Here is a 26,258-nt window from a genome sequence, read left to right on the forward strand (position 1 = left end):
GCTCCTAATCGCCCTTTAAAAGGAGGGGAATAGGGAGAGATTACTTATGCTTGACCTTGAGCGTCTGCATCAGTTTGTAAGCGTTGCATGTTTGCTTCAAACTCAGCATCAAAGTTGATTGGTGTAAGCAACAATTGCGGGAAGCTGCCTTTAGTCACTAAATCATTTACCGCTTCACGTAAGAACGGGAACAAGATATTTGGGCAATATGCACCCAAGATGTATGGAAGACGATCTTCTTCTACACCATCAACCAAGAAGATACCTGATTGAGTGACATCAACGATGAACGCAGTTTCATTTTCGTTGTTTGCTTGAACCACAACTTTTAAAGACACTTCGTAGTGAGTTGCATCAATTTTTTCTGCAGCAGAAGATAAATTGATGTTCAACTCTGGTTGCCATTGCTTAGTAAATACTTGCGCACCAGGAACTTCAAAAGAGATGTCTTTGGTATAGATACGTTCTAACGCGAGTTGTGGCTGAACTTGTTCTTCGCTCATTGTTTTTCCTTAAATCTTGGATTTAGATGTTGTTAAGCTAATAATTGGTCGAGTTTGCCTTCACGCTCTAAAGCATAAAGTTGGTCAAAACCGCCAATGAATTGGTCTTTGATAAAAATTTGCGGCACAGTACGGTGATTGGTACGTTGCATTAACTCAAGACGAACTTCTGGTGCTTCATTGGAAAGATTAATTTCTTTATAAGCAACGCCTTTGCGCTCAAGTAATTGTTTTGCGCGTACGCAATATGGGCAAGAAAGCGTTGAATAAATGGTGACGTTTTGAGTAGTCATTTTATCTCTCCTTAAGCTTTGGTTTTGCTTTTCACTAAAGGTAAGCCTTGAGCTTTCCAATTGCTGATACCGCCGTCTAAACGGTAGCTGTCGGAATGACCAACTTTTTGCAATGCTGAGCCTGCAACTTGCCCTAAGTTACAAATAAAGACCAGTGGACGATCACTTGCTTTTAATTCATCTAAATGACTGGTGATTTGGCTATACGGAATGTTACGACTGCCGCTGATGTGACCATCACGGAAATCTTTTCCATCACGTAAATCGATCAAAATAGCATTTTTTGCCTTGACCAAAATACCTAGAGATTGTGGTGAAATTTTACGACCGTTGCGTTGTCCTTCTAAAACAAAGAACAGCACGATTAACACGCCGAGCGCACCAAATAAGAAGGGGTGATTCCCCATAAACTCTAACCAGCGTTCCACAAGTCACCTAAAGTTAAAATCAAAATTGATCCTGAGTATAACTTATCTCAATGGTGATCAAAAACTTTAGTTCAAGGGCAAATGGCGAAGAAAATTAACTTTTTTGCTGCGCTTCTTGAATTTCATCGAGCAGTCGTAAATAACTGTCGAGACGACGAGGTAAAATTTCACCTGCATCAACCGCTTGTTTCAGCGCACAATTTTTCTCATGCGTGTGGGTGCAGTTACGGAACTGGCATAGTCCCAAATGTGCTTCAATCTCTGGAAAACCTGTGCGGACCTTTTCTAAACTCAAATGCCATAGGCCGAATTCGCGGATTCCAGGAGAATCAATTAACGCACCGTTTGTTCCAAATTTAATCAAACGTGTTGAGGTTGTGGTGTGCTGTCCGAGTGCAGAGTTCTCAGAAATGATATTGGTTTTCTGTGCTGCATCAGGAACGATAGTATTAATCAGTGAGCTTTTTCCAACCCCAGACTGTCCAACAAAGGCAACGGTTTCATTATCAATGCGATTCGAAAGCGCAGATAAGTCCCCTTGTGAATGACAAATCAGGGTTTCATAGCCAAGAGATTCATATTCACTGAGGAGGGTAAGAATCGGGTCATTTTCAGTGAGCAAGTCGGATTTATTCAGCACCAATAACGCGGGAATATTGGCATCGGCACATGCCACCAGATAGCGGTCAATCAATGTGGGGGCAGGTTCAGGTAAAGGTGCGAACACAATCACAATCAGACTGATATTGGCTGCGACAGGCTTCACTTTGTGATAGCGATCGGGACGGGTCAGTAATGATTGTCTAGGGTAAATTGCGGTGATGATCCCTAAACCTGTAATTGGATCTGCTTGCCATTTCACCCGATCACCAGTCACCAACAGTTCTAAGTTAGTACGGGTATGACAACGCCAAATACTGTCGAGTTCGATTGGTTTCCAAAACGGTTCTGGCTCACCTTCAGCCACTTGTGGTTTTTCAGGGTGCTGTTCAGGCACAGATAAGGCTTGTACTTCGAGTTGACGACCATAATGCTGAACAACCAGTCCATCTAAATCTTGCGATGTGTCAATGTCGTCTTGACGCGATTTATGCTGTTTCTCAATACGACGCTGCTGTTGTTCGGTTAAACGACGCTTACGAATTAAAGCCATTCATATCCCAAAAAATCCACACTTTGAAGACCGCAAAAATAGCACGAAGCCGCTATAGAATTACAGCCAAGATGTAATTAATTTGCTACTATTGATGTTTTTAAGCACTTTAGAATCGCCATCCATGAGTAGCACCCCTGATACACGATTAATTTGGATCGATCTGGAAATGACAGGTCTTGATACCGATAACGACAAGATTATTGAAATTGCAACAATTATTACAGATGACCATTTGAATATCTTGGCTGAAGGGCCTGTTCTAGCAGTGCATCAATCTGATTTGATTTTAAATGCGATGGATGAATGGAATACCAAGCAACATGGCCAGTCTGGTCTGGTTGAGCGTGTACGCCGTAGCAAGTTAAAGGCTGAAGATGTAGAACAGCAAACACTTGAGTTCTTGAAGAAATGGGTGAATCCAAAATCATCACCGATGTGTGGTAACTCAATTTGCCAAGACCGTCGTTTCTTGCATCGTTTGATGCCTGAACTGGAACAATTTTTTCATTATCGTAATTTAGATGTGTCTTCGGTAAAAGAGTTAGCGAAACGTTGGAGACCTGAAATTATGAGCGGGTTAAAGAAAAATGCGTCGCATTTGGCGATGGATGACATCCGTGATTCGATTGCAGAATTGAAATACTATCGTGAATACTTTTTTATCATGAATAACGATAAGTAATCGATTATTGAATGATACATAAAAGGAGCTTAGGCTCCTTTTTTAATCTGCTAAAAAAGTTTGGGCTTGATCAAAAAATCGCTTAAACTCGGCTTTTAATTGCAAACTATAAAAAAAGAGAGTCTATATGCAAAGTACCAACCCTATTTTAACACGGGTGGAAACCTATCAAGATATTGCTGAGCCAATGACCATTCAGGGTGCGATTCAAAAATCTGTACTTTTAACGGTGATTGCTGCTGTTTTAGGCATGGCCTTATTTTTCTACTGTGCCATCACAGCGAATCTTTCTATTGCCTATGCTGCAACCATTATTGGTGCAGTGGGTGGTTTAATTCTCGCCCTCATTACCACATTTAAATCCAATACTGCACCTGCTTTGGCCATTCCGTATGCCTTATTTGAAGGCGCATTCCTTGGTGGCGTATCGTTTATTTTCCAGTTGAAATATCCAGGCGTACCTTTACAGGCATTATTGGCAACATTCGTTACCACTTTGGTTCTGTTTGCTTTATATAAATTCCAAGTGATTCGTGCGACGGAAAAATTTAAGGCTGTTGTGGTATCTGCTACGATCGCTATTGCACTGGTGTTTGTGGTGCAAATCATTTTGCGTTTGGCTTTTGGTTCAAGCATCCCTTATATCTTTGAAAGTAACTGGTTGGGTATCGGCTTTGCTGCTTTTGTTGCTGTGATTGCATCATTAAACCTGATTTTGGATTTTGACTTGATTGAAAATGCGGCTGCGCAACGTGCACCAAAAGCATTTGAATGGATCTGTGCCATTGCCTTATTGGCGACTTTGGTATGGATGTATTATTCATTCCTGCGTTTATTGAGTCTGCTTCGCGGTGACGATTAAGTTCTGATTTAAGTAAAAATACAAATCGTCTTCAAGTGAAGGCGATTTTTTTATGCAAGATTGTAAAAAAGATGGATTATGCAATTCCGCATTGCGCTGATTATTGGCATCATGTGGTGAAAATTTTTCGAGTGAGAATAAGATGTCACAAGGACTTTTAGCTGGTAAACGTTTTTTAATTGCCGGTATTGCAAGTAAATTATCGATTGCTTACGGTATTGCCGCTGCCTTACACCGTGAAGGTGCTGAGCTTGCGTTTACTTATCCAAATGAAAAGCTGAAAAAGCGTGTGGATGATTTTGCAGCACAGTTTGGTTCAACTTTAGTTTTTCCTTGTGATGTTGCTGTTGACGCAGAAATTGACAATGCTTTTGTTGAATTAGCAAAACACTGGGATGGTTTGGACGGTGTGGTGCATTCAATTGGTTTTGCACCAGCGCATACGCTTGATGGTGACTTTACTGACGTAACGGATCGTGATGGTTTTAAAATTGCACATGACATTAGCGCGTATAGCTTTGTTGCGATGGCGCGTGCGGCTAAACCATTATTACAAGCGCGCCAAGGTTGTTTGTTGACTTTGACTTATCAAGGTTCTGAGCGTGTGATGCCGAACTATAACGTGATGGGTATGGCGAAAGCATCGTTAGAAGCAGGCGTTCGTTATTTAGCATCAAGTTTGGGCGTAGACGGTATTCGTGTGAATGCAATTTCTGCGGGTCCAATCCGTACTTTGGCAGCATCAGGCATTAAGTCTTTCCGTAAAATGTTAGATGCCAATGAAAAAATCTCTCCACTTAAACGTAATGTGACCATTGAAGAAGTGGGTAATGCTGCATTATTCCTTTGCTCGCCGTGGGCTTCAGGTATTACTGGTGAAATCATGTATGTCGATGGTGGCTTTAATACTGTTGGTATGAGCCAGTCGATGATGGATGATGAATAATTAGATTGATCTAAATTATTTAATAAAGCCGCTTTTAGAGCGGCTTTATTTGTAAGGGGTAGAGTGGGATTTAAAAACTACAGTGGCCTGCTAGAAGTCTATTTGTACAGCCTTTGCAGCTATTTTCTCTTGTAGTCTAATTATTTCAGTTCCATCAACTTCTTTTAGATACCAGTACTCTTCATCTTCAATTGGGTAAAATTGTATGAGGTCAGGTTTATCAAGAGCATTTCTGACTACACAAACCCGATAGTTCTCTAAGTTATTTTGGAGCTGAAAGTATTCATTTGGTGTTAATTCAAACTGAATAACGTTTCCTTTGTGACCTTTAACTTCTAAAAGAAGCTTTTCAGATTCTTTAGTGGCCTCCAAATCCCAACCAGCATTATCTTTTTCAACAGTGATAACGTTGTAACCAAGTGATTCGTAATACTTCCATGTTAATTGTATAGCTGCTATTTCTATTGCTAGTATAAGATCTTTACTAGGCTTTGTTTTTTTTGTAGGCAGATTATTCGTTTTGTTATTATGACAATATATGTAAGCCCTAAGTTCATTCTTAAAATCATTCACATGCGGTATTTCGTCATCTCCATACCAAACATTTGAAGTTCCTGGAAAACCCTTTCCTTTAGGAATTGGGAAAGTCCTTTTTAGGGTAGGTAGAAGATTTGAAAATTCAGATCTCACTTCGGATAGGTATTCAATATTGTTCCAGTCATCTTGGTTTTTGCTTCCTCTACGTTTACGATATTCTTTATGGTAGATAGTTGCTCCTAAATACCATCCAGTGACAAATTGACCACCATCTGGGTGAGTAGAAATAAAGACAATATCAACATTATCAAGCTCATCCCCTTTCTTCCATAAGTATTGATTTGAAATACGATTAAGGTCAATTCCTGCAAAATTCTTGGACATTACATATCCATAACGCCGTCCCGCCTCTTCACGAAAATTCCACATTTCACCACCCTCACCATTTTCCTTAATATGAGAGCCACCCCCAATAATTTCTCCTTTACCAGAATAATCATCCATCCAACCAAGTCTGAAAATAATTAATGGATTTTGCACGATACCCCCAGAATTATAATTTAAATTATTTAGCTATATTTTGATCAGTATATAAAACAGTAATATTTGCATCAATACAAAAACGATGGGAAACATTATTTAATAATTTTTTGATTTTATGGTCAATTTAGTAATTAGTAATATATAAAAAAATAGTAAATCATTTGTCATCCCATCCTTTATATGCTAATTAATGCTGGTTTTTTGTTGAATCGAAAATTCTAAACAGAATATCGATAAACATATTATTTTTTAGCTTTCGGGGTAGGTCAAAAAGCGTGAAGAAAATAGCTGTTGTTTTGGGATTAGTCACTCTTCTTTCACTTCAAGGTTGTGCTGCAGTGATGGCAAGTAACCAACCGCATAAAAAGAATATGGCGGTTTTAGAGGTGGGAAAACATCGAAATTATGTGATTTCTGAATTGGGCGCACCCGTCACTTCAGAAACCGTGAATGGTGAACGCAAAGAGATTTATACCTTTCAGCAAGGCTATTCAAAAGCAGCCAGAATCAGCCGTACGCTATGGCACACAACTGCGGATATTGCCACAATTGGTCTATGGGAAGTGATTGGCTCTCCAACTGAGATGTATTTCAATGGTCAGCAACTTTCGTATGAAGTTGTTTTTGATGATCAGGACAAGATTAAACGTATTCACCAGATCCAGAATAATCCAGATCTGGTGAAAGAATAAGCGCACAAAACAATAGCACTAGGACTATTGTTTCGATAGTTCTTTTACAGGACTGCCACCTAAGGCTTGCATCAAAGTGACATATGCATTGTATTGATTCTGCTTGGTTTCAACCAAGCTGAGCCGTGCATTACGTGTGGTTTCTTGTGCATCCAGTAGGTTCTTTAAGGCAATTGCGCCATTACGATAACGCACTTCGGTTAAACGTTCAGTTTTATCTGCCAGCTCGACATTACGTTGCTGTAATTGAACTTGCTGATTCAGTTGAGTACGATTGGATAAGGCATTTTCCACATCGGCAAAAGCTTGGTATAAGGTTTGACGATATTGAGTAATGGCTTTTTCATATTCAAGATCACTGATCTCAATATCCTTCTTCATATCATTATATTGAAGAAAAGGTAGGCTTAAGCTTGCCCCTAAAGTCAAAGCAGGGTTCTTTAACAGTTGTGTTAAAGAGGTACTGGATGAACCTAGATTTCCCGTCAAATTAATCGATGGATAATAGCTGGCTTTGGTTGCATCTTTATTGGCTAAGGTTTTGCGTAGGCGTAATTCAGATGCTTGTAAGTCAGGACGACGCGATAAAATATCGGCAGGTAAGCCTACGGCAAGACTCGGTAGGGCATTGCGCGGAAACTGTGCAGGTTCCTGAATATTCAGTTGTTGTACAGGTTCGTGTAGCAATACGGCAATAGCAGTACGTGCTTCGACACGTTGTTGTTCAATCTGACTGAGGCTGGCTTTTTGGCTTTGTACCGATTGTTCCGCTTGAGTTAAATCTAAACCTGAAACCGCACCCGCTTTATACTGTGATTGCACCAAAGAATAGATTTTTTGGGTCGAAGCCAAGTTCTGCTGAATGGTTTGATAGCGTTCGTTCAGATAGCCAAGCTGCCAATACAGTTTCGCTGTGGTTCCAACCAGACTTTGTGCCGTGGCTTGCAAATCTTGTTCACTAGCCAAAGCCTCCCAGCGGCTAGCTTCAGTTTGATTGGCGAGTTTGCCAAATAGGTCAAGTTCATAGCTAACGCCAACGCTAGTCGATAAACCGTGGTCAGAGCCATCGCCTGAACGGAGGTCATAGTTATGACCTGCTGAAACACTTGAACTGGTCCGAATACCTTGTTTATTTTCAGCCAAACCTGCCTGTAAACGAGCTTGTTTAAGGGTAATCCCTGCAACGCTTAAATCACTATTTTTAGCGAGAACTTGATCGACCAATTGATTCAGTTGGGCATCATTAAACAGTGTCCACCACTGATCAGTTAGATGCACATTCTTATTTTTTTGCGCATCATACTGAAACTGTTGAGGTACTTGTACTGTTGGGGCGTTATAGGGGGTTTTCACCACAGCAGAACAGCCAGCTAATGATGTGCTGAGACAAAGTGCAAGTGCGATTTTATGTTGTTTGAATAACATTGATCGTCATTCCCTTAATAATTTGAAAGAGCATGATTATCGAGACAGTGTCTTATCGAGTTCTCATCCATTTTCAGTTTAAGCCTTCGGCTCGACCTACTTTTCTTTCGGGAAAAGTAGGCAAAACCATCGTCATCCGCAAAACCTGTTCTATTTTTTCATTTATCTAACTTTTCACAGAAACAATATCTTGTTGATACCACGCAGGTTGCGGATGACATTCCCGAGTATCTTATTTCTGAGATCAATTTTTGATGGTTATTCTCTCGCTAAAGCAGCAACTGGATCGAGTTGTGCCGCATTTCGTGCTGGCAAGAAGCCAAATACAATACCAATCATGCTTGAACACACAAAGGCCGCTACGATTGAGGTGGTTGAATAACTCATCTCAATGATGCCTTTGGCAAAGTGCCCAATAATTTGCCCAATCCCTAAAGAAAGCAGCACACCGAGTACACCGCCCAATAAGCAGACTAAAATTGCTTCGATCAGGAATTGCTGCAAAATGTCACTTTGTCGAGCGCCAACCGCCATACGTACGCCAATCTCTTGGGTTCGTTCGGTCACAGAAACCAGCATAATGTTCATTACCCCAATCCCACCAACGACCAAAGAAATCACCGCGATTGCAGAAATTAACAGGGTCATGGTTGCCGTCGTCTGTTGGATGGTTTCACGAATACTGTCGGAGTTTTGGGTAAATACGTCCTGTGCGCCGTGTCGCTGTTCCAGCAAGGTAAGAATCGCATTTTCAGCAGCACTACTTGGGTATTCGTCCTTAATCCGGACAATAATGCTACGTACATTGGATTGACCCAACATACGACTCATCACTGTGGAGTAGGGGAGATAGACGTTGAGGCTGTCTGAACTACCCATAAAGCCTTGTTGAGCATCAATTACACCAATAATACGGCTGGGTACACTGCCCAATAACAACACTTGACCAACAGGATTGGTCCCATCAGCAAAGAAGGTTTTTTCTGTATTGGTATCAATAACCACATCTTGGGCACGCTGAGTAACACTGTTTTTGTCAAAAGGCTGTCCTGATTTAAAGGTCATGCCACGGACATAGAAGAAATCAGCACTGACACCATTTACTGTTGCCGATGCTTCAGTATCTTTGTAGCGTAGTGTCACACTGGTATTGGCGGATGGACTCACTCCATCGACATAAGGCTGTTCTGCCAATGCTTCTGCGTCAGCAGGCACCAGTGTTTTGACTTGTGAAGCACGCGAGTTATCACCAAAACCACGACCCTGATACACGGTAATGGTATTGGTACCGAGGCTACTGATATTTTCTAGAATTTGCTTCTGTGAGCCATTCCCCAACGCAACCACCGAGACCACGGATGCGATCCCGATAATAATCCCAAGCATGGTCAGGAAAGTCCGCATACGGTGGGCATTCATGGCAAGCAGTGCCATGCGGAATGCTTCACCGAGACGATCAAAGAAAGAACGCCAAGCTGAGGTTTTCTTTTGTGGTGTGCGTTGCAGGGTTTGATGTTCTAAATCTGAATCTGCATTTTCAGGCACGTTGGCACGGTCTGAAATAATATTACCGTCACTGATCTCGATAATACGCGTCGCATTTTTAGCAACATTGAGATCGTGGGTGACCAGAATAATGGTATGGCCTTTGGCATTCAGCTCACGCAAAATACGCATGACTTCAATACCGCTATTCTTATCCAATGCACCTGTTGGCTCATCGGCAAGAATCACATCACCACCATTCATCAAGGCACGGGCAATCGAAACACGTTGTTGCTGACCCCCAGAGAGTTGGCTTGGTCGATGATGCAACCGTTCTTCTAAGCCTAGCTCAGATAATAGTTCAGCAGAGCGTTCCTGACGAATATGGCTGTCGACGCCTGCATAAATTGCTGGGACCTCAACGTTACCTGCGGCACTTAAATCTCCAAGCAAATGATAACGCTGGAAAATAAAACCAAAATATTCACGGCGTAATTGTGCCAGTTCATCAGGTTCAAGTTGTCGCGTTTCTCGACCACTGACGCGATAGCTTCCCGCAGTAGGTTTATCCAAGCAGCCCAAGATGTTCATCAGGGTGGATTTACCCGAACCTGATTGACCAACAATGGCAACCAGTTCACCTGCATAAATTTTTAAATCAATCCCTTTGAGGATTTGTACAGTTCCTTCACCCGCAGGAAATTCGCGAGTGAGGTTGCTGACCTCAAGCAGTGGCTGTGATGAATGTGTTTGATTTTGCGTCATATTACATTCTCATTGCACGTTGATTACTGCGTTTCGCTGCTTCGTTTGAACTATCAGAAGCATCGGCAATGACCACTTGATCGCCTTGTTTTAAACCTTTAAGCACTTGGGCTGTCACGCGGTTATTCAGGCCAATCAGTACAGGCTGTGGCAGAGTTGTACCGTCGGCTTGTAATACACGAACAATACCTGTTGATGCTTTACCTTGTGCAATGAGCGCTTTTTCTTCTTCACTCAGTTCAAGGCTTTTAGGACGTTGTGTTTTGTCGCCATCTGATTTTTTCGCTTGTTCAGCTGATGCATTCGCACTGCCTTGATGGTCTTTACCACGGTTAGCACGTTGAGTTTGAATCGCTGCGGCAGGAACGGTCAGCGCATTTTTTGCTTCTGCCAACACAATATAAACTTGTGCTGTCATATCAATACGTAATTGACCATCTTCATTAGGAACATCAAATAAAGCATTGTAATAAACCGCTGCATTCGAAGTTGATGAACTGCTGTTGCTGCTGGTTTCGGTATTAATTGAATTCGGTGCAGGTTCTACTTGGCGGAGTTTTGCATAATGCTTTTTATCACTGTTGCCTAAAGTGGTGAAATATACGGTTTGGCCTTTTTCAACTTTCATGACATCCGCTTCAGAAATCTGAGCCTTGATGGTCATAGTGTCTAATTTGGCCAATTTCACAATGGTCGGTGCAGTTTGGTTGGCGTTTACGGTTTGGCCTTCTTCGGTCACGATCGCCACAATGGTGCCATCCATCGGTGCAACGATACGGGTATAACCTAAATCTTCTTTAGCTGTTGCGAGTGTTAAGCGTGACTGTTCAATTTGCGCATTAATTGCCGTGATTTGAGCTTGAGCAGTTTTATAATTGGCTAATGCGCTTTCAAGTTCAGCACGCGAAGTCGCATCTTGACTAAACATGGCTTGTTGACGTTTATATTCTGCTTCAACTTTTGCCAAATTGGCTTGTTGTACTGCGAGCTGTGCCTGTTGGTTTTTAATACTGGCATCTGCTGTTTTGAGTTCGTTTTCTTGGCGAATCGAATCAATTTGCGCGATCAGTTGACCTTGTTTGACTTGGTCGCCGAGTTGCACATACATTTTCTTCACCTGACCCGATACCTGCGCACCGACACTGACCATCTTGGTCGCTTCAAGTACACCTGTTGCCAATACCGAGTTTTCAATGTCGCCTCTGGAGACTTCGGCACTAATAAATTGTGGTGCTTGAGCTTTCGGTTTAAAGAACATCCATCCGAGTGCTGCGATGATCAGTACCCCGATAGCAATCATGATGATTTTGCGAGGCTGGATTTTTTTAATGGTTGTTTTTGGCATGGCGACAGGTCAAAAGTGGAAAACTGGACTTAGTATAAAAGTGAAATAAGGATAAAGCGTGAATATTTTTAATCTAGAATGAGAATTATTTTCTATTTTTCTGCTGAGTTATTCTATAAATATCCGATAAATACTGTGGATGCCCGATTCAGCATTTGTTGCAAGTGCGATACCTCCTTGAGCGGGCAGTGCAAATTCACGTGGATTGATGCGAATTAAATCAGGCGCAAAGCGTTCACTAAAATAACGTACGGTCGGGATTGCGGTACCAGCTCCCATTTCAATCACCAGTGGTTGGTGATGTATTTTTAAGAAAGTATCTAAACGCTGCATTTGTTGTTTCTGGCGTTGGCTGAGCCATGCATAGTCATCAAACATCAAAATATTGGGTCGAGCTAAATGTCCGCAGTTTGGACACAAGGGGAGTTGACCTAGCCATTGGCAATCTTGGTGATCAATGTCTGGTGTTAATTCATCAGCTGACCAGATGTCTTGTTTACATGCGGCAAGGCATTGCAAATGATGAATTGAACCATGACATTCATAAATCTGTTTGGAATCAAAGCCTGCTGTTTGAAATTGTCCATCGACATTTGAGGTAAATACAAAATAAGGCAGTTCTAATGCTTCAGCCAATTGTCTAAGTAAATGAAATCCTTGATGTGGCATGGTTCGACGGTAGAGGTCTAAACGATGTCCATAAAATCCCCAAGCTAAACGTGGATGGCGTTTAAAAGCGGCTGGATTGGCAATCTCGGTAAAATCAATGCGTTGTTTACCAAGCTCGGGATAAGCTTGCCACATGCCTTGGTTGCCACGAAAATCTGGTAAACCTGAATCGACGCCCATACCTGCACCTGCGCTGATGATCAGGCTGTCTGCATGTTTAAATAGACGTTGTATGTATTCGATTTGGTTTGGATTTAAATGAAATGGCATAGAGCAACCCATTCTTCTTATGATTTAATTTTTAGTGTTTAAGCAGGTTGCGTAAATAAAGTTGTGCCGCAAAGTTCAGCTAAAGCTTGCAACATTAACTGTTCTGGATTTTCTTTTGACATGCCTTTGATCGAAGCATCGATACGCAATAATAAATCAGGCCAAGTTAAAAATTGTCTTGGATTCAAACGGCGCAGGGTTTGTTGATATTGTGAGACTTTGGTTTTCCAAATCCCGAGTTGGATAGCATTGTGCGGTTGCTCAAATAACTGCATCAATAAGCGCATTTCTTTGCTCAGTGTCCATAAAATCAAACTATCAGGCTCACCCGCAGCAATCAGATATTGGTAAATCTTGACCGACTGTGCCAAATTTCCTGCAAGCAAGGCATCACTTAAATCATAAGTGGTATAGCGAGATTGATCCTGTAAACAGGCATATAACTGTTCAATCTGAATCTGTTGAATATCGGGGAAGGTATCTGCAACCCGCATCAAGCTATTTTTTGCCGCGAGCAGGTTATGTTCATGGTGCTGCATAAGCCATTGCCAAGCATCATTATTCAGCTGGATACCGAGCTTTTCTGCTTCTATGCTTAAGATCCGTTGACGATCTTGTGGGTAGGTTGCCGTAAGCGGAACCACGACACCATTGGCCTCGACCACTTGAAAAAAGGCTGACTTTAAACTGCTGCTGTCCTGTTTAGGTAGGACAATCAGTAATAAGTTATGCTCATTATGCTGAATATAACTTTTAAGTAGCTTTAAGCCATTGGCATCAGGTTTGATGTTGCCGTGCACTTCAATCGCGAGTTGTTGCGAAAACAGCGACAGGCTATTCAGTGCATTAAAGACATTTTTCCAGTCATTCACGCTACTGATGTCGTAGCGCTGGCGTTCAACTTCTTGTTGTTGCCAGCTTTTACGGAAGGTATCGAGCAGGTTTTGTTCAAGCAAAGGCTCTTGTCCATGCATGATCCATGCACCGCGAGCCTCACCGACACGTTTTAACGCTTGAACATAATCCAGTTTCATAATGCGTGATTATGGCTGAGCTTTTGGTAAACGATTGGCTGCAATTTGGCGAGTCACTTGCTGAGCCACGTCATCAATCACAATACGATTCAGATAAGCTTCTTGTTGGTTGTCGGTGTTTACCGTTGCAACGTCATATTGATAGGTACGTGAGGCCGTTAAAGTACGTGGTTCGGTAATTTTCTTACCTTGTCGATCTTCAATCTGGAATGTCACGGTTAAACGCAACAATACTTCCGTCAATTTACCGTTGAGTAACTGGCGACGAGGGGTGTAATCCAAAATGCGGAGTACATAAGCATCATTGGCGTTACTGAGTTGAACACCTGTAGCACTAAGATAAACACTGAGTTTATTCTCAAGTTCGCTCGTATTTGCAGGCATTGCAAGCGTTAGCTTGTTATAGACCAGTGGTGCTGCTGTTGGATTACTTCCTTTTAAATGGAAGCCACAGCCGACTAAACCTGCACTTAGGCCTAAAGTGAGAACGATAGCAGCTGCACGTTGCGCTAAGTGCATATTTATTCCTCTATTGCTTAATCTCCCCGAACCCTTCTCTTTTCAAGGAGGGGTGCAACTCCCTTCAATAACAGGAGTTGCGGAACAATGTTCCCTAGGAGAGATGTTAAACCACTAAATTAACGAGTTTATTTGGAACGACAATTTCTTTCTTGGTTGGACCCGTCAAGAATTGTTGAACTTCTGGTAATGCTTTTGCCAAAGCCAATAACTCATCTTTTGAGATATCGACTGCGACGTCTAACTTACCACGAAGTTTACCATTCACTTGTACAACAATCGTTTGCGTATTACGGGTTAACGCTGACTCATCCACTTGCGGGAATTCAATTGTCGTTAATTCCAAACCAAACTGAGTTAACAACGTTTGACTCAAATGTGGTGCAAATGGTGCAAGTAAGGTGAGCAATGTGGTGATTGCTTCACGTGCAACAGCAACATCATTGTCATCTTTTGCTTCGAACTTGTTGCTGGCATTGAGTAATTCCATCAATGCGGCAATTGCCGTGTTGAACGCATGACGACGTTCGATGTCATCACCCACTTTTTGGATGGTTTCATGGGTTTTACGACGTAAATCTTGCGCATCTTTCGATAAGTTTGCTGTATCGATCGCCGTTGCTTGATTGCCTTTTTCCAAGAAGCCAGCAGCCAAACGCCATACACGTTTCAAGAAGCGGTTAGCACCTTCAACACCTGCGTCAGACCATTCAAGTGATTGATCTGGTGGTGCAGCGAACATCATGAAGACACGAGCAGTATCTGCACCGTATTGATCAATAATCGCTTGCGGGTCAATACCGTTGTTTTTTGACTTGGACATTTTTTCTTGTCCGCCAATCACAACTTCCTGACCATCACCTGAATATTTCGCAGACAGGATACGACCTTTTTCATCACGCTCTAATTCGATATCAGCAGGATTGAACCAAGTTTTTTTGCCATTCTCTGCTTCACGATAGAAGGTATCAGCCAACACCATGCCTTGGGTGAGCAAGTTGGTAAATGGTTCATTACCTTGTACCACGCCTTCATCACGCATCAACTTGTGGAAGAAACGTGCATAAAGTAAGTGCAGAATCGCGTGTTCAACACCACCGATATATTGGTTCACAGGAAGCCAGCTTTGCGCCGCTTCAGGTTTCACCATACCGCCAGTAAAGTCTGGAGATGCATAACGTGCATAGTACCAAGAGGATTCTACAAAGGTATCCAAGGTGTCTGTTTCACGACGCGCATCGCCGCCACAGCTTGGGCATTTGGTTTCGTAGAATTCAGGCATCTTGTTCAATGGGTTACCAGAACCATCTGGAACCACATCGGTCGGTAAAACGACAGGTAATTGATCTTCTGGAACGGTGACTTGACCACAACTATTACAGTTGATCATTGGAATTGGACAACCCCAGTAACGCTGACGAGAAACACCCCAGTCACGTAAACGGAATTGAACCTTAGAACTTGCCAAAGCGTGTGGTTCTAATTTTGCAAGGAAGGCATCAAAAGCGGCTTGGAATGCTAAACCATCAAACTCGCCAGAATTAACCAATTTGCCATCTTTAGAGCCGTACCATTCTTGCCACTCAGTTGCTGAATATTCAGCATCATCAGCACCTTTGGCATCAATCACTTGTTTGATTGGCAAGTTGAATTTATTGGCAAATTCAAAATCACGTTCGTCATGTGCAGGAACAGCCATGACCGCGCCTGAACCGTATGACATCAATACATAGTTGGCAATCCAAACTGGGAGTTCTTCACCTGTCACTGGGTGCTTAACAGACAAGCCAGTTGCCATACCTTTCTTTTCAGCAGTGGCTAGATCGGCTTCTGCGACTGAACCCATACGACATTCTTCAATGAAAGCAGCAAGTTCAGGGTTGCCTGCTTCTGATTGAAGGGCTGCAGCTTTGAGTGCCATAGGGTGTTCTGCTGCAACAGCAACATAAGTCACACCCATTAGGGTATCTGCACGCGTGGTATAAACGGTCAAACCATCTGCATAGATTGCTGGATTCGCAGAAGGGAAGGTAATGTCCATACCAGTCGAACGACCGATCCAGTTACGTTGCATGGTCAAGACCTGTTGTGGCCAACCATCTTTCAAGGTATCTAAATCATCTAATAATTCTTGCGCATAGTCGGTGATGCGGAAGTAATACATTGGAATATCACGTTTTTCCACCAATGCACCTGAACGCCAACCACGACCATTTTCAACTTGCTCATTGGCTAATACCGTCTGGTCGACAGGATCCCAGTTCACGGTTGAAAGCTTACGATAGATTAAGCCTTTCTTATATAGTTGTACGAATAACCATTGTTCCCAGTGATAGTACTCTGGTGTACAGGTTGCAAATTCGCGATCCCAGTCGACAGACAAGCCCAATTTTTTTAATTGGTCACGCATATAAGCGATGTTTTCAAAGGTCCATTTTGCCGGCGCAACTTGGTGTGCAATGGCTGCATTTTCAGCAGGTAAGCCAAATGCATCCCAGCCCATTGGTTGTAGCACTGTTTCGCCTTTCAAGCGATAAAAACGGCTGATCACGTCACCAATGGTGTAGTTACGCACATGACCCATGTGCAGTTTGCCACTTGGGTAAGGGAACATCGATAGGATATAGCGATGTTTACCCTCTACAGTGTCTGCAACTTTAAAAACTTTGCGATTGTCCCAGTCTTGTTGAACTTGGGGCTCAATGGCACTTGCTTGATATTCGGAGTCAATGTGAGAAGTCGTCATAGGGATATGCGATACAACAAAAAAGTAAAGTTAAGATTGCTGCACAGCATAGCGCAAAATTGCAGGAAATGTCAGTTTTTAGATCGGGATTTTATCTACAAGGCACCGTATTGAAGGTCGCCTTGTAGAATGGCTTCGCATTTTATTAGCGATTAGATTGTGATGTAGGCGCTAGGCTCTCAGGTTTAACGCTATTGGCTGGCGCTTCAGGCGCAGCCTGCGGTATATGCTGCTGTGTATTTGGAGTGGCCTCTGGTGCAGCCTGATTGGTTTGATGAGATGGATTTGTTGTTTGGCGGTTGTTGCCATATGTAGAAACTTTATCCAAACGCTTCGTACCTTTCGGTGGGGGTGTTGTGGTGTAGTGGGTTGAACCATTGGCATCGACCCATTTATAATATTGTTGTGCGTAGTTCTGGCTAGAGCAGAGCAGAAGGGCCGTTGTTGAAATAATGTATAAGCTTGTTTTTAAATAAGATGACTTCATATTTGATCTCCCCAAGAGAATGTTGTCTATATTCGATCAAAGTGCCTAAATAAGCAGTTTACAATGCCTATTTTTCAATAAAAAGAAAATAGTTTTGTGATAAATGGGCGTTTAAAAAGACCAAATTATTCCGTGAAATGTGTTTAAAAAAACAACAGCTAAAAAATATTCGTTAAAAACCTTTTCTTTGTTCTTGACTTTGCTTATGAAAGAAACAAGAATGCTTTCTCAAGTTTTATATGCGCTTATTTGATCACCCTTCGAATAAATGTCATGGCTTGCAATGGACATTCTTTCTAGCCGAGAGAATGCTGTTTTGAAATATGCTTATCCCAGCACATTTTGATTCGAGATGTCATCAAGTTTATACGGCTGATGAGTCTCAGAAAATTTTTCCTATTGCAGCAAAAACGAGTAGAATACGCACACTTATAAAAAGTGCATAAAGTTAATGAATGAAACACAATTTATGTCTCCCATAAATTGTGCAAATACTAGGGTGAATCACGTTGGAACTTTTATCTGGTGGTGAAATGCTCGTTCGTGCCCTTGCGGACGAAGGCGTAGAGCATGTTTTTGGGTATCCAGGCGGCGCTGTATTACATATTTATGATGCGCTATTTCAACAAGACAAAATTAATCATTACCTCGTACGTCATGAGCAAGCTGCTGGTCATATGGCAGATGCATACTCACGCGTAACAGGTAAGACAGGCGTTGTACTGGTCACTTCAGGACCAGGCGCGACCAATACCGTCACTCCAATCGCAACAGCCTACATGGACTCAATCCCAATGGTGATTTTGTCTGGTCAGGTTGCAAGCCATCTCATTGGAGAAGATGCATTCCAAGAAACAGATATGGTTGGTATTTCTCGTCCAATCGTAAAACACAGTTTCCAAGTGCGTCACGCGAGTGAAATTCCTGCCATTATTAAGAAAGCATTCTATATTGCTTCGTCTGGCCGTCCAGGCCCAGTCGTTGTTGATATTCCGAAAGATGCGACGAATCCTGCAGAAAAGTTTGCCTACGAATACCCAGAAAAAGTGAAGATGCGTTCATATCAACCGCCTTCACGTGGTCACTCAGGTCAAATCCGCAAAGCGATTGATGAGTTGATCACTGCGAAACGCCCGATGATTTACACAGGTGGTGGTGTTGTTCAAGGTAATGCATCTGGCTTATTGACTGAACTTGCGCATTTATTGGGTTATCCAGTAACAAATACCTTGATGGGCTTAGGTGCTTTCCCAGGTAACGATCCACAATTTGTGGGGATGTTAGGGATGCATGGGACCTACGAAGCCAACATGGCAATGCACAATGCAGATGTGATTTTGGCCATTGGTGCGCGTTTTGATGACCGTGTAACCAATAACCCTGCAAAATTCTGTCTCAATGCGAAAGTGATTCACATTGATGTTGATCCAGCAACTATTTCGAAGACCATTATGGCGCACATCCCGATTGTGGGTGCAGTAGAGCCAGTGCTTCAAGAAATGCTGGCACAGCTTAAACAAATGAATGTATCTAAGCCAAACCCTGAAGCAATTGCGGCATGGTGGTCTCAGATTAATGAGTGGCGCAAGGTACATGGCTTACGTTATGAAGCGGGCCAAAATGGTGTAATGAAACCTCAGCAAGTGGTTGAGGCATTAGATCGTGTGACCAATGGTGAAGCCATCATTACTTCAGACGTGGGTCAACATCAAATGTTTGGTGCGAACTACTACAAATACAAGCGTCCACGTCAGTGGATCAACTCTGGTGGCTTAGGCACCATGGGTGTTGGTTTGCCGTATGCAATGGCTGCAAAGCTTGCATTCCCAGATCAACAAGTGGTTTGTATTACGGGTGAAGCATCGATTCAGATGTGTATCCAAGAATTATCGACATGTAAGCAGTATGGCTTGAATGTGAAAATTCTTTGCTTGAACAACCAAGCTTTAGGCATGGTGAAGCAGTGGCAAGACATGAACTACGAAGGACGTCATTCAAGTTCTTATGTGGATTCATTGCCTGACTTTGCCAAGTTAATGGAAGCATACGGACACGTTGGTATTCAGATTAACCACGCGGATGAGTTGGAATCTAAATTAGCCGAAGCGATGGCAATTAATGATAAATGTGTATTCATTAATGTCATGGTAGACCGTACAGAGCATGTATATCCAATGTTGATTGCTGGTCAGTCAATGCAAGATATGTGGTTAGGGAAAGGGGAGCGTACATAATGAGACATATTATTTCGGTACTCGTTGAAAACGAAGCTGGTGCGCTTTCTCGTTTGGTGGGATTGTTTTCTCAACGTAATTACAACATTGAGACACTGAATGTTGCGCCAACCGAAGATGAAACCTTATCTCGTCTAACCTTAACGACTTATGGCGATGATCATAAAATCGAGCAAATCACCAAGCAACTCAACAAATTGGTTGAAGTTGTAAAAGTGGTTGATTTATCAGAAGGTTCACACATTGAACGTGAGCTGATGTTGATTAAGGTCAAAGCCTTGGGTGCAGCTCGTGCGGAAATTAAACGTACAGCTGACATCTTCCGTGCGCAAATCGTTGATGTAACACCAACGACCTATACCATTCAGATCGCAGGTACAACCGACAAGATTGATGGCTTTATTGATGCACTTGCAGAAAATACCATCCTTGAAGTTGTGCGCTCTGGTGTATCAGGCATTGCACGTGGTGAAAAAGTTTTAACAATTTAAAATCTTCCCCAACCCTCTTTGAAAAGAGGGAGATCACCTTAAAGGGTAATCGCGGGGGAGCCTACAAAAGATCTGTCCTTGCAGAACAAGGGAAATGACAAAAATTTTAGCGGAGAAAACAGATGCAAATTTTTTACGATAAAGACTGTGACTTATCAATCATCCAAGGCAAGAAAGTTGCAATCATTGGTTATGGTTCACAAGGTCATGCACACGCGCTTAACTTGAAAGATTCTGGCGTAGACGTAACTGTTGGTTTACGTGCTGGTTCTACTTCATGGAAAAAAGCTGAAAATTCTGGTCTTAAAGTATCTGAAGTTCCAGCTGCTGTTGCTCAAGCTGACTTAGTCATGATTTTGACGCCAGATGAGTTCCAATCTCAACTTTATCGTGATGTGATTGAACCAAACATCAAAGAAGGCGCGACTCTAGCATTTGCTCATGGTTTCTCTATTCTTTATAACCAAGTTGTTCCACGTAAAGACTTAGACGTGATCATGGTTGCGCCTAAAGCACCAGGCCACACAGTACGTTCTGAATACCAACGTGGTTCAGGTGTTCCTGACTTAATCGCGATCCACCAAGATGCTTCTGGTAATGCGCGTAACGTTGCACTTTCTTATGCTTCAGGCGTAGGTGGTGGTCGTACGGGTATCATCGAAACTTCTTTCCGTGAAGAAACTGAAACTGACTTATTCGGTGAGCAAGCAGTTCTTTGTGGTGGTGCGGTTGAATTGGTTAAAATGGGCTTCGAAACTTTGGTTGAAGCGGGTTATGCACCAGAAATGGCTTACTTCGAATGCTTGCATGAACTTAAGTTAATTGTTGACTTGATGTTCGAAGGCGGTATCGCAGACATGAACTACTCAGTTTCGAACAATGCTGAGTACGGTGAATATGTGACTGGTACTGAAGTGATCAACGAACAGTCTCGTGAAGCAATGCGTAATGCATTAAAACGCATTCAATCTGGTGAATATGCGAAGATGTTCATCCAAGAAGGTGCATTGAACTATCCATCAATGACTGCTCGTCGTCGTCAAAACGCAGCGCATGGCATTGAAGTAACAGGTAATAAGTTACGTGCGATGATGCCTTGGATTCAAGCAAACAAAATCGTAGATAAAGAGAAGAACTAATTTTCTTTCGCTGCGTTAAAAAAACCTTGTCGATTTGACAAGGTTTTTTTTATGTGTGTTGATAACAGAGTTATAACAATGTAGCTTAAAAAATAAGCTTATATTGGTTGTGTTTTAATCATGTTGCTGATTGTTTATGCTTCTGATTTAGTGGAATAAGTGTTGCATGCTTTGGGGTGTTAGCACGATTAAAAACAAAGAAATTGGCATGACTTAAAAATTAAAATGATCTAGCAAAAATAAATGAGTCTTTTGGTAAAAAAAATGTAATAAAAAAACAAGATTTTTCATTGGTTTGAAATGATTGTGTGCTTTTATTCTATTGATTTATAAAGTGAAAAAGACTTGACCTTATGCTAGATGATGTTATTGTTAAGAAAAGTTCATGGATACAAGATTCATGGCTTTTTTGTGTGTAAAACGTTGTTCGGATTTCGAGCACTTTGCTGATCATATAAAAAAAAGTACTGAATAATCATGGAAGTCCTTTATGGTTCACGTTGATTACGATAGCACATTGGTCATCGTTTCCATTTTGGTTGCAGTCGCGACATGTTACGCTGCAGTTTCGATGGAAGAACTCGTTTTTAAAGGTGCTTATAAAAAGTTTGAAAAAAGCATTTTAATTGCGAGTGGGCTAATCTTGGGGTTAGCGATATGGTCAATGCACTTTGTGGGAATGCTGGCTAGCCATCTGCCAGAAGGCTATCATTTTGATGTTAATTTAACGGTGCTGTCCTACTTAATCGGCGCCGCAGCTTCGATATTTGCCGTTTGGCTGACTTCAAGACCAACCTTACCGATACCGCGTTTGATTCTCGGTGCTGTATTCATGGGGCTAGGCATATCTGGCATGCACTATACGGGTATGGCGGCACTGACGGTTGAACATCATGCAATGCATTATGATCCCTTACTGGTACTGTGTTCTGTACTCATCGCGATTAGTGGCTCAGGACTGAGTTTCTTTTTCATTTTTAAATATAAAACCGCCGCGACTTACCGTACTTTACTTAAAGCTGTAGTCGCTGTTTTAATGGCTTTAAGCATTGTGGGTATGCACTACACTGGTATGGCAGCAACTTACTTTGATGAAAGCCTCGCGCAGATACTGACTTCCGAGCAGACGGAACAGAGTGTTTTACTGTTCACGATAATTTTTATTACCAGTCTGGTTTTGGTTGCAGGTTTTGCAGTCGCAGTGCTAGAAGCGCGCTTAGAAGAACGCAATGAGCAACTCACACGAATCAATAAAGAACTTGCCATACAATCTTTACATGACACACTGACCAAATTACCGAATCGTTTATATCTAACTGAACATGCAGAGGTGGTGTTTAACCATCATCGCCTACATGAGCAGAAGGCAGCCTTCCTGTATATCGATTTAGATCGGTTTAAATCAGTCAATGATGCCTTTGGTCATCATGTTGGCGATCAGCTACTGATACAGATGGCAAACCGGTTACATAATAAATTGGGTAGCAGCCATAAGTTATTTCGTATTGGGGGGGATGAATTTGTTTTGATCTCTGAAAATACTGACATGAATGATGCGATGCAGCTTTCAGAAGATATTTTGCATTACATCCAAGAAACCTATTTGATTGCCGCAAAAGACATTAATATTTCAGCCAGTGTTGGGATTGCGATGTATCCTGAACATGGTCTGAATGTTCAGGATCTATTGATTAATGCAGATGTGGCCATGCTGATCTCAAAAGATCAGGGGCGTAATACCTATACCATGTTCCACTCGATGTCAGATCAGCAAGATGTACGCAGTCAGTCCAAACTGATTAATGATCTGTACAAAGCGGTTGATGAACAACAATTTGTATTGTTCTATCAACCGAAGTTTACATCGAATTATGAGGTGTGCGGTGTTGAAGCATTGATTCGATGGAAGCATCCAAGTTTAGGTCTGCTGACACCGCAGATGTTTATTGAAGGGGCTGAAAAAACGGGCTTGATCATTCCAATGGGATATTGGGCACTCGAACAAGCCTGTCAGCAAATCCAGAAATGGGAACGAAGTAACAGTCCTTTTTATCCAATTGCCGTCAATCTATCTGCACTCCAATTTGAAAATAAAAAACTATTTAGTGTATTAGAACAACTCCTAGAACAATATCAAATTCAACCGCATCATCTCATTCTTGAAATTACTGAATCCACAGCCATGCATCATATTGATTCAAGTATTCGTACTTTAGAACGATTACGTAAGCTAGGCATTCGTATTGCAATTGATGACTTCGGTACGGGTTATTCAAGTTTCTTATATCTTAAAGATCTACCTGTTGATGAACTCAAAATTGATCGTGGTTTCCTGATTGACCTTAAACCAAATTCAAAAGAAGAAGCAATTTTAGAAAGTATTATCCATCTCGCTGCAAAATTAGGTTTAGTTGTCACGGCAGAAGGGGTAGAAACCCAACAACAAGCAGATATCTTGACCAGTTTGGGATGCAATCAATTACAGGGCTACTTATTAGGTACACCTGTCAACGTTGAAGGCTTGGTACTGCATCGCTATCAGCATTTTGCATGATCGATTCATGATGGATAAAAAAGGCTGCTCAAATGGCAGCCTTTTCATTTCTGGGCTTAACGAGATCGTTGCGCTAACCAATGCGTAACGACAGGCCAAACAGACTGAGGTGCTTGGTTACCTGCGACTAAGCCCATATGACCACCAGGAACAATTTCAAATTGCTTGTCGGTACTGCTAACGAGATCCAGCAGTGGACGGACAGCTTCTGCGGTCACGATAATATCGGTGCTGCCACCCACGACCAGCAATGAACAATTGATGTCTTTTAAATTCGCGCTTTGCTCGCCAAATTGAACTGAACCTGTAGATAATTCATTGTCGATCCAGAAACGTAAAATAATATCGCGCATGACACCACCAGGATAAGCCAGCATATTGTCGACAAAGGAACTAGAGGTGGCATGATTAATCACAAATTGGCGATCATTTAGGTTTTTGAACAATTCCCAATAGTTTTTAACGTTACCAATTGGATCGGTCAATTTAAAACCTAAGGTGTTCTGCCAACCATGAATATGAAATACGCGGCTTGGTACTTGATGGAAACGGAATTTGGTATTGCTACGGATCCATTGTGCAGGGGCTGTAAGGCGTTGGTAAAACTTACCCATATAACCTGATTTATGAGTATTAATTGGCGATGCCAAAATCATCAGGTTTTGGATGTTTTTATCTTTAAATAAAGCGGTATAGCAGAGCGACAGTACGCCACCTAAGCTCCAGCCATAAAGAGAGAGTTGTTGTTGGCCGCTATGTTCACGAATTTTTTCGATAAAGTCAGGCATAAAGGTTTTTACATAGGTTCCTAAATTATATTTGGCTTGGCGCAGGCTAGGTGTGCCCCAGTCAATCAGATAAACATCAAAACCTTGTGCTAAAAAATAACGCACCAGACTACGATTTGGAAATAAATCATAAATCAGCATATTGGCTGCTAAAGGTGGCACGATGACCAAAGGAATACGGTGTTTGGTTTCGGTATTCGTTGTTGGGTAATGACGTAGGCTGATAATTTCACGTTGGTAAACAATATCAAAAGGTGTTCGCCCAGAGAGCGCGAGTTGTTGTCCACGTAAAATACGATCGGTCGCATTCGAGAGGATATGTCGTGCTTGAAGCCCGCGGCGACTATTGAGCATTTTTTTCGCAGTTTTCGAGTTGAGAAAACCACGTTTAACTTTTGGCAATTGAGTCATGTGAACCTAAAACTCTAAGGTTGCTATTCAATAGCCGCATATTAGAAGAAAAAATAAATTTGCTCAGTGACTCATTTGCTGAACTTCACTTCCAAAATGATCAATTCGGCTAAAACGGGATAACTAGATTTCTGTCTGTAAATAAAATTGTGTAAAGTAAGCTTTACATTATTTGGATAAGCTCATATATTAATGTAAAGTTTACTTTACATGGTGGGTTATGAAAAACTTTCGGAACTTATTTGAGTTGATTGCTGCAATTGCACTGTATGTCGTGGTACTGATTGGCTCGTTGAAAATTTTAAATGTTGTCGATACACAGTGGCTTAAAGTGATCATTTCATTGCTGCCAATGCTGCCCGCAGTGATGATTGCTTTAGTGATTATTAAGCAATTCAAGCATTTTGATGAGCTGCAACAAAAGATACAATTGCAGGCTCTGGCGATTAGCTTTGTGGGAACTTCCTTGATTACCTTTAGTTATGGTTTTCTAGAAAATGTTGGATTTCCCAAATTAACCATGTTTATCATTTGGCCGATGATGGCAATGCTTTGGTCAATTGCGACTGCGGTTGGAACTTGGAAATATCGATGAAAAATAATGTACCAAACTTAAGAAAAGACAAAGGCTGGTCGCAGAGTGACTTGGGTGAACATGTCAATGTTTCCAGACAAACCATCAATGCGATTGAAAAGGAACGTTATGATCCGAGTCTATCTTTAGCTTTTAAAATTTCGAATGCATTTGGTTTGAGTATTGAACAAGTTTTTATCTATGAGGAAGATTAATTTTCTTCCTCTGTTGGCGTGATCTGTAAATGTAAAAGTGGGTAAGGATAGCCTTGTCCATCGAGTTCTGAGCGGCTGATGGTCTGAAATCCCATTTTTTGATAAAAGTTGACTGCTTGTAAATTCTGTTCATTGACATCGACCTTAAAGATTTTGAGTTGTTGAACTGCAAAATTTACCAAGGCCTGACCAATGCCCAATCTTCGATATTCTGGCAGGATAAACAGCATTTCAATATTATCGTCGCTGGTCCCAAGAAAACCTACAATTTCATGATTAATCACATATTTATTCAGCTCAACATGATGAAAATATTCATTCATGATCAATGGTTTCAATTGATCAATCATGGCTTCTGGTAAAAAGTCATGTGTGGCTCTCACCGATTTTTCCCATATTTCCAATAACATCGCATGGTCTGGTTGGGTCGCTTTGATAATCATGTCGTCACTTTGATAAAGATCT

25 protein-coding genes are annotated in these 26,258 nt (G+C 41.7%); 10 read left to right on the forward strand and 15 right to left on the reverse strand.

Annotated features, from left to right (window positions below; genetic code table 11):
- Positions 1-44: 44 nt before the first annotated feature.
- The 4 genes from secB to rsgA form a co-directional block, all read right to left on the reverse strand.
- Positions 45-503, reverse strand: a complete 459-nt coding sequence (secB, locus tag F887_RS15035) for a protein-export chaperone SecB (protein WP_005146893.1) — start codon at positions 501-503, stop codon at positions 45-47.
- A gap of 32 nt (positions 504-535) precedes the next feature.
- The gene (gene grxC / locus F887_RS15030) at positions 536-796 is read right to left on the reverse strand and encodes a glutaredoxin 3 (RefSeq protein WP_004804307.1); all 261 of its coding nucleotides are present in this window, start codon (positions 794-796) and stop codon (positions 536-538) included.
- A gap of 11 nt (positions 797-807) precedes the next feature.
- The gene (locus F887_RS15025; RefSeq protein ID WP_005291676.1) at positions 808-1,224 is read right to left on the reverse strand and encodes a rhodanese-like domain-containing protein; all 417 of its coding nucleotides are present in this window, start codon (positions 1,222-1,224) and stop codon (positions 808-810) included.
- 94 nt (positions 1,225-1,318) lie between these two features.
- Positions 1,319-2,377 carry a ribosome small subunit-dependent GTPase A gene (gene rsgA, locus F887_RS15020; protein WP_005291677.1) on the reverse strand — a complete coding sequence of 353 codons (1,059 nt, stop codon included), beginning with the start codon at positions 2,375-2,377 and terminating at the stop codon, positions 1,319-1,321.
- Between the two features lie 124 nt (positions 2,378-2,501).
- Here rsgA and orn point away from each other — a divergent pair, with 124 nt between their 5' ends.
- The 3 genes from orn to F887_RS15005 all read left to right on the forward strand — a co-directional run bounded on the left by orn (position 2,502) and on the right by F887_RS15005 (position 4,870).
- Positions 2,502-3,062, forward strand: coding sequence for an oligoribonuclease (gene orn, locus F887_RS15015; RefSeq protein ID WP_005291678.1), 561 nt, complete (start codon positions 2,502-2,504; stop codon positions 3,060-3,062).
- 127 nt (positions 3,063-3,189) lie between these two features.
- Positions 3,190-3,924: a Bax inhibitor-1/YccA family protein gene (locus F887_RS15010; RefSeq protein ID WP_005291679.1), complete on the forward strand. Its 735-nt coding sequence runs from the start codon at positions 3,190-3,192 to the stop codon at positions 3,922-3,924.
- Between the two features lie 142 nt (positions 3,925-4,066).
- Positions 4,067-4,870 (forward strand): enoyl-ACP reductase FabI, encoded by an 804-nt coding sequence (locus F887_RS15005; protein WP_005291680.1) that lies wholly within the window; start codon positions 4,067-4,069, stop codon positions 4,868-4,870.
- A gap of 90 nt (positions 4,871-4,960) precedes the next feature.
- Here F887_RS15005 and F887_RS15000 read toward each other — a convergent pair whose 3' ends face one another.
- The gene (locus F887_RS15000; protein ID WP_212749623.1) at positions 4,961-5,947 is read right to left on the reverse strand and encodes a protein NO VEIN domain-containing protein; all 987 of its coding nucleotides are present in this window, start codon (positions 5,945-5,947) and stop codon (positions 4,961-4,963) included.
- Positions 5,948-6,225: 278 nt separating this feature from the next.
- On the opposite strand from F887_RS15000, the gene F887_RS14995 reads away from it, so the two are divergent.
- Positions 6,226-6,642, forward strand: coding sequence for a hypothetical protein (locus tag F887_RS14995; protein ID WP_005291683.1), 417 nt, complete (start codon positions 6,226-6,228; stop codon positions 6,640-6,642).
- A gap of 24 nt (positions 6,643-6,666) precedes the next feature.
- Here F887_RS14995 and F887_RS14990 read toward each other — a convergent pair whose 3' ends face one another.
- The 8 genes from F887_RS14990 to F887_RS14955 all read right to left on the reverse strand — a co-directional run bounded on the left by F887_RS14990 (position 6,667) and on the right by F887_RS14955 (position 17,387).
- Positions 6,667-8,067 (reverse strand): efflux transporter outer membrane subunit, encoded by a 1,401-nt coding sequence (locus tag F887_RS14990; protein WP_005291685.1) that lies wholly within the window; start codon positions 8,065-8,067, stop codon positions 6,667-6,669.
- Positions 8,068-8,325: 258 nt separating this feature from the next.
- Complete coding sequence (locus tag F887_RS14985; RefSeq protein WP_005291686.1) at positions 8,326-10,317, reverse strand: MacB family efflux pump subunit; 1,992 nt, start codon at positions 10,315-10,317, stop codon at positions 8,326-8,328.
- A 1-nt stretch (position 10,318) separates the two neighbouring features.
- Positions 10,319-11,662 carry a MacA family efflux pump subunit gene (locus F887_RS14980; protein WP_005291687.1) on the reverse strand — a complete coding sequence of 448 codons (1,344 nt, stop codon included), beginning with the start codon at positions 11,660-11,662 and terminating at the stop codon, positions 10,319-10,321.
- Between the two features lie 108 nt (positions 11,663-11,770).
- Positions 11,771-12,601 (reverse strand): SIR2 family NAD-dependent protein deacylase, encoded by an 831-nt coding sequence (locus F887_RS14975; RefSeq protein WP_005291688.1) that lies wholly within the window; start codon positions 12,599-12,601, stop codon positions 11,771-11,773.
- 38 nt (positions 12,602-12,639) lie between these two features.
- Complete coding sequence (holA, locus tag F887_RS14970; RefSeq protein WP_005146862.1) at positions 12,640-13,635, reverse strand: DNA polymerase III subunit delta; 996 nt, start codon at positions 13,633-13,635, stop codon at positions 12,640-12,642.
- Positions 13,636-13,644: 9 nt separating this feature from the next.
- Entirely contained in the window at positions 13,645-14,154 is a 510-nt protein-coding gene (gene lptE / locus F887_RS14965; RefSeq protein ID WP_005291689.1) for an LPS-assembly lipoprotein LptE, read from the reverse strand.
- Between the two features lie 106 nt (positions 14,155-14,260).
- On the reverse strand, positions 14,261-16,900 hold the full coding sequence (leuS, locus tag F887_RS14960) for a leucine--tRNA ligase (RefSeq protein ID WP_005291690.1): 2,640 nt from the start codon (positions 16,898-16,900) through the stop codon (positions 14,261-14,263).
- 145 nt (positions 16,901-17,045) lie between these two features.
- Positions 17,046-17,387, reverse strand: coding sequence for a DUF4124 domain-containing protein (locus F887_RS14955; protein ID WP_005291692.1), 342 nt, complete (start codon positions 17,385-17,387; stop codon positions 17,046-17,048).
- A 509-nt stretch (positions 17,388-17,896) separates the two neighbouring features.
- On the opposite strand from F887_RS14955, the gene F887_RS14950 reads away from it, so the two are divergent.
- The 4 genes from F887_RS14950 (at position 17,897) to F887_RS14935 (ending at position 23,805) form a co-directional block, all read left to right on the forward strand.
- Complete coding sequence (locus tag F887_RS14950; RefSeq protein WP_005291694.1) at positions 17,897-19,621, forward strand: acetolactate synthase 3 large subunit; 1,725 nt, start codon at positions 17,897-17,899, stop codon at positions 19,619-19,621.
- Positions 19,621-20,112, forward strand: a complete 492-nt coding sequence (gene ilvN / locus F887_RS14945; RefSeq protein ID WP_004804329.1) for an acetolactate synthase small subunit — start codon at positions 19,621-19,623, stop codon at positions 20,110-20,112. Before F887_RS14950 ends, ilvN begins: the two co-directional genes overlap by 1 nt.
- A 122-nt stretch (positions 20,113-20,234) precedes the next feature.
- On the forward strand, positions 20,235-21,251 hold the full coding sequence (ilvC, locus tag F887_RS14940; protein WP_004655853.1) for a ketol-acid reductoisomerase: 1,017 nt from the start codon (positions 20,235-20,237) through the stop codon (positions 21,249-21,251).
- A 490-nt stretch (positions 21,252-21,741) separates the two neighbouring features.
- Entirely contained in the window at positions 21,742-23,805 is a 2,064-nt protein-coding gene (locus F887_RS14935; protein ID WP_005291697.1) for a putative bifunctional diguanylate cyclase/phosphodiesterase, read from the forward strand.
- 56 nt (positions 23,806-23,861) lie between these two features.
- On the opposite strand, the gene F887_RS14930 is transcribed toward F887_RS14935, so the two are convergent.
- Positions 23,862-25,004, reverse strand: a complete 1,143-nt coding sequence (locus tag F887_RS14930) for an alpha/beta fold hydrolase (protein WP_005291699.1) — start codon at positions 25,002-25,004, stop codon at positions 23,862-23,864.
- 220 nt (positions 25,005-25,224) lie between these two features.
- Here F887_RS14930 and F887_RS14925 point away from each other — a divergent pair, with 220 nt between their 5' ends.
- Together F887_RS14925 and F887_RS14920 are read left to right on the forward strand one after the other, a co-directional pair.
- Positions 25,225-25,599: a hypothetical protein gene (locus F887_RS14925; protein ID WP_005291703.1), complete on the forward strand. Its 375-nt coding sequence runs from the start codon at positions 25,225-25,227 to the stop codon at positions 25,597-25,599.
- Positions 25,596-25,793: a helix-turn-helix transcriptional regulator gene (locus tag F887_RS14920; protein WP_005291705.1), complete on the forward strand. Its 198-nt coding sequence runs from the start codon at positions 25,596-25,598 to the stop codon at positions 25,791-25,793. The genes F887_RS14925 and F887_RS14920 overlap by 4 nt, the downstream gene beginning before the upstream one ends.
- Here F887_RS14920 and F887_RS14915 read toward each other — a convergent pair.
- Entirely contained in the window at positions 25,790-26,236 is a 447-nt protein-coding gene (locus F887_RS14915; RefSeq protein WP_005291706.1) for a GNAT family N-acetyltransferase, read from the reverse strand. The two genes, F887_RS14920 and F887_RS14915, sit on opposite strands and share 4 nt — an antisense overlap.
- Positions 26,237-26,258: the final 22 nt, after the last annotated feature.

Origin of the sequence: Acinetobacter sp. NIPH 2100 (assembly GCF_000369805.1) — a bacterium.
In the GTDB taxonomy this organism is placed as follows: domain Bacteria; phylum Pseudomonadota; class Gammaproteobacteria; order Pseudomonadales; family Moraxellaceae; genus Acinetobacter.

Excerpts from the sequence above, each read along its gene's own strand:
- rsgA (WP_005291677.1), bottom strand. The coding sequence starts at position 2,377 with ATGGCTTTAATTCGTAAGCGTCGTTTAACCGAACAACAGCAGCGTCGT.
- F887_RS14925 (WP_005291703.1), top strand. The coding sequence starts at position 25,225 with ATGAAAAACTTTCGGAACTTATTTGAGTTGATTGCTGCAATTGCACTG.
- ilvC (WP_004655853.1), top strand. The coding sequence starts at position 20,235 with ATGCAAATTTTTTACGATAAAGACTGTGACTTATCAATCATCCAAGGC.
- F887_RS14915 (WP_005291706.1), bottom strand. The coding sequence starts at position 26,236 with ATGATTATCAAAGCGACCCAACCAGACCATGCGATGTTATTGGAAATA.
- lptE (WP_005291689.1), bottom strand. The coding sequence starts at position 14,154 with ATGCACTTAGCGCAACGTGCAGCTGCTATCGTTCTCACTTTAGGCCTA.
- orn (WP_005291678.1), top strand. The coding sequence starts at position 2,502 with ATGAGTAGCACCCCTGATACACGATTAATTTGGATCGATCTGGAAATG.
- leuS (WP_005291690.1), bottom strand. The coding sequence starts at position 16,900 with ATGACGACTTCTCACATTGACTCCGAATATCAAGCAAGTGCCATTGAG.
- F887_RS14980 (WP_005291687.1), bottom strand. The coding sequence starts at position 11,662 with ATGCCAAAAACAACCATTAAAAAAATCCAGCCTCGCAAAATCATCATG.
- F887_RS15005 (WP_005291680.1), top strand. The coding sequence starts at position 4,067 with ATGTCACAAGGACTTTTAGCTGGTAAACGTTTTTTAATTGCCGGTATT.
- F887_RS14930 (WP_005291699.1), bottom strand. The coding sequence starts at position 25,004 with ATGACTCAATTGCCAAAAGTTAAACGTGGTTTTCTCAACTCGAAAACT.
- F887_RS14920 (WP_005291705.1), top strand. The coding sequence starts at position 25,596 with ATGAAAAATAATGTACCAAACTTAAGAAAAGACAAAGGCTGGTCGCAG.
- ilvN (WP_004804329.1), top strand. The coding sequence starts at position 19,621 with ATGAGACATATTATTTCGGTACTCGTTGAAAACGAAGCTGGTGCGCTT.
- F887_RS14955 (WP_005291692.1), bottom strand. The coding sequence starts at position 17,387 with ATGAAGTCATCTTATTTAAAAACAAGCTTATACATTATTTCAACAACG.
- F887_RS14990 (WP_005291685.1), bottom strand. The coding sequence starts at position 8,067 with ATGTTATTCAAACAACATAAAATCGCACTTGCACTTTGTCTCAGCACA.
- secB (WP_005146893.1), bottom strand. The coding sequence starts at position 503 with ATGAGCGAAGAACAAGTTCAGCCACAACTCGCGTTAGAACGTATCTAT.
- holA (WP_005146862.1), bottom strand. The coding sequence starts at position 13,635 with ATGAAACTGGATTATGTTCAAGCGTTAAAACGTGTCGGTGAGGCTCGC.
- F887_RS15010 (WP_005291679.1), top strand. The coding sequence starts at position 3,190 with ATGCAAAGTACCAACCCTATTTTAACACGGGTGGAAACCTATCAAGAT.
- F887_RS14975 (WP_005291688.1), bottom strand. The coding sequence starts at position 12,601 with ATGCCATTTCATTTAAATCCAAACCAAATCGAATACATACAACGTCTA.
- F887_RS14935 (WP_005291697.1), top strand. The coding sequence starts at position 21,742 with ATGGTTCACGTTGATTACGATAGCACATTGGTCATCGTTTCCATTTTG.
- grxC (WP_004804307.1), bottom strand. The coding sequence starts at position 796 with ATGACTACTCAAAACGTCACCATTTATTCAACGCTTTCTTGCCCATAT.
- F887_RS14985 (WP_005291686.1), bottom strand. The coding sequence starts at position 10,317 with ATGACGCAAAATCAAACACATTCATCACAGCCACTGCTTGAGGTCAGC.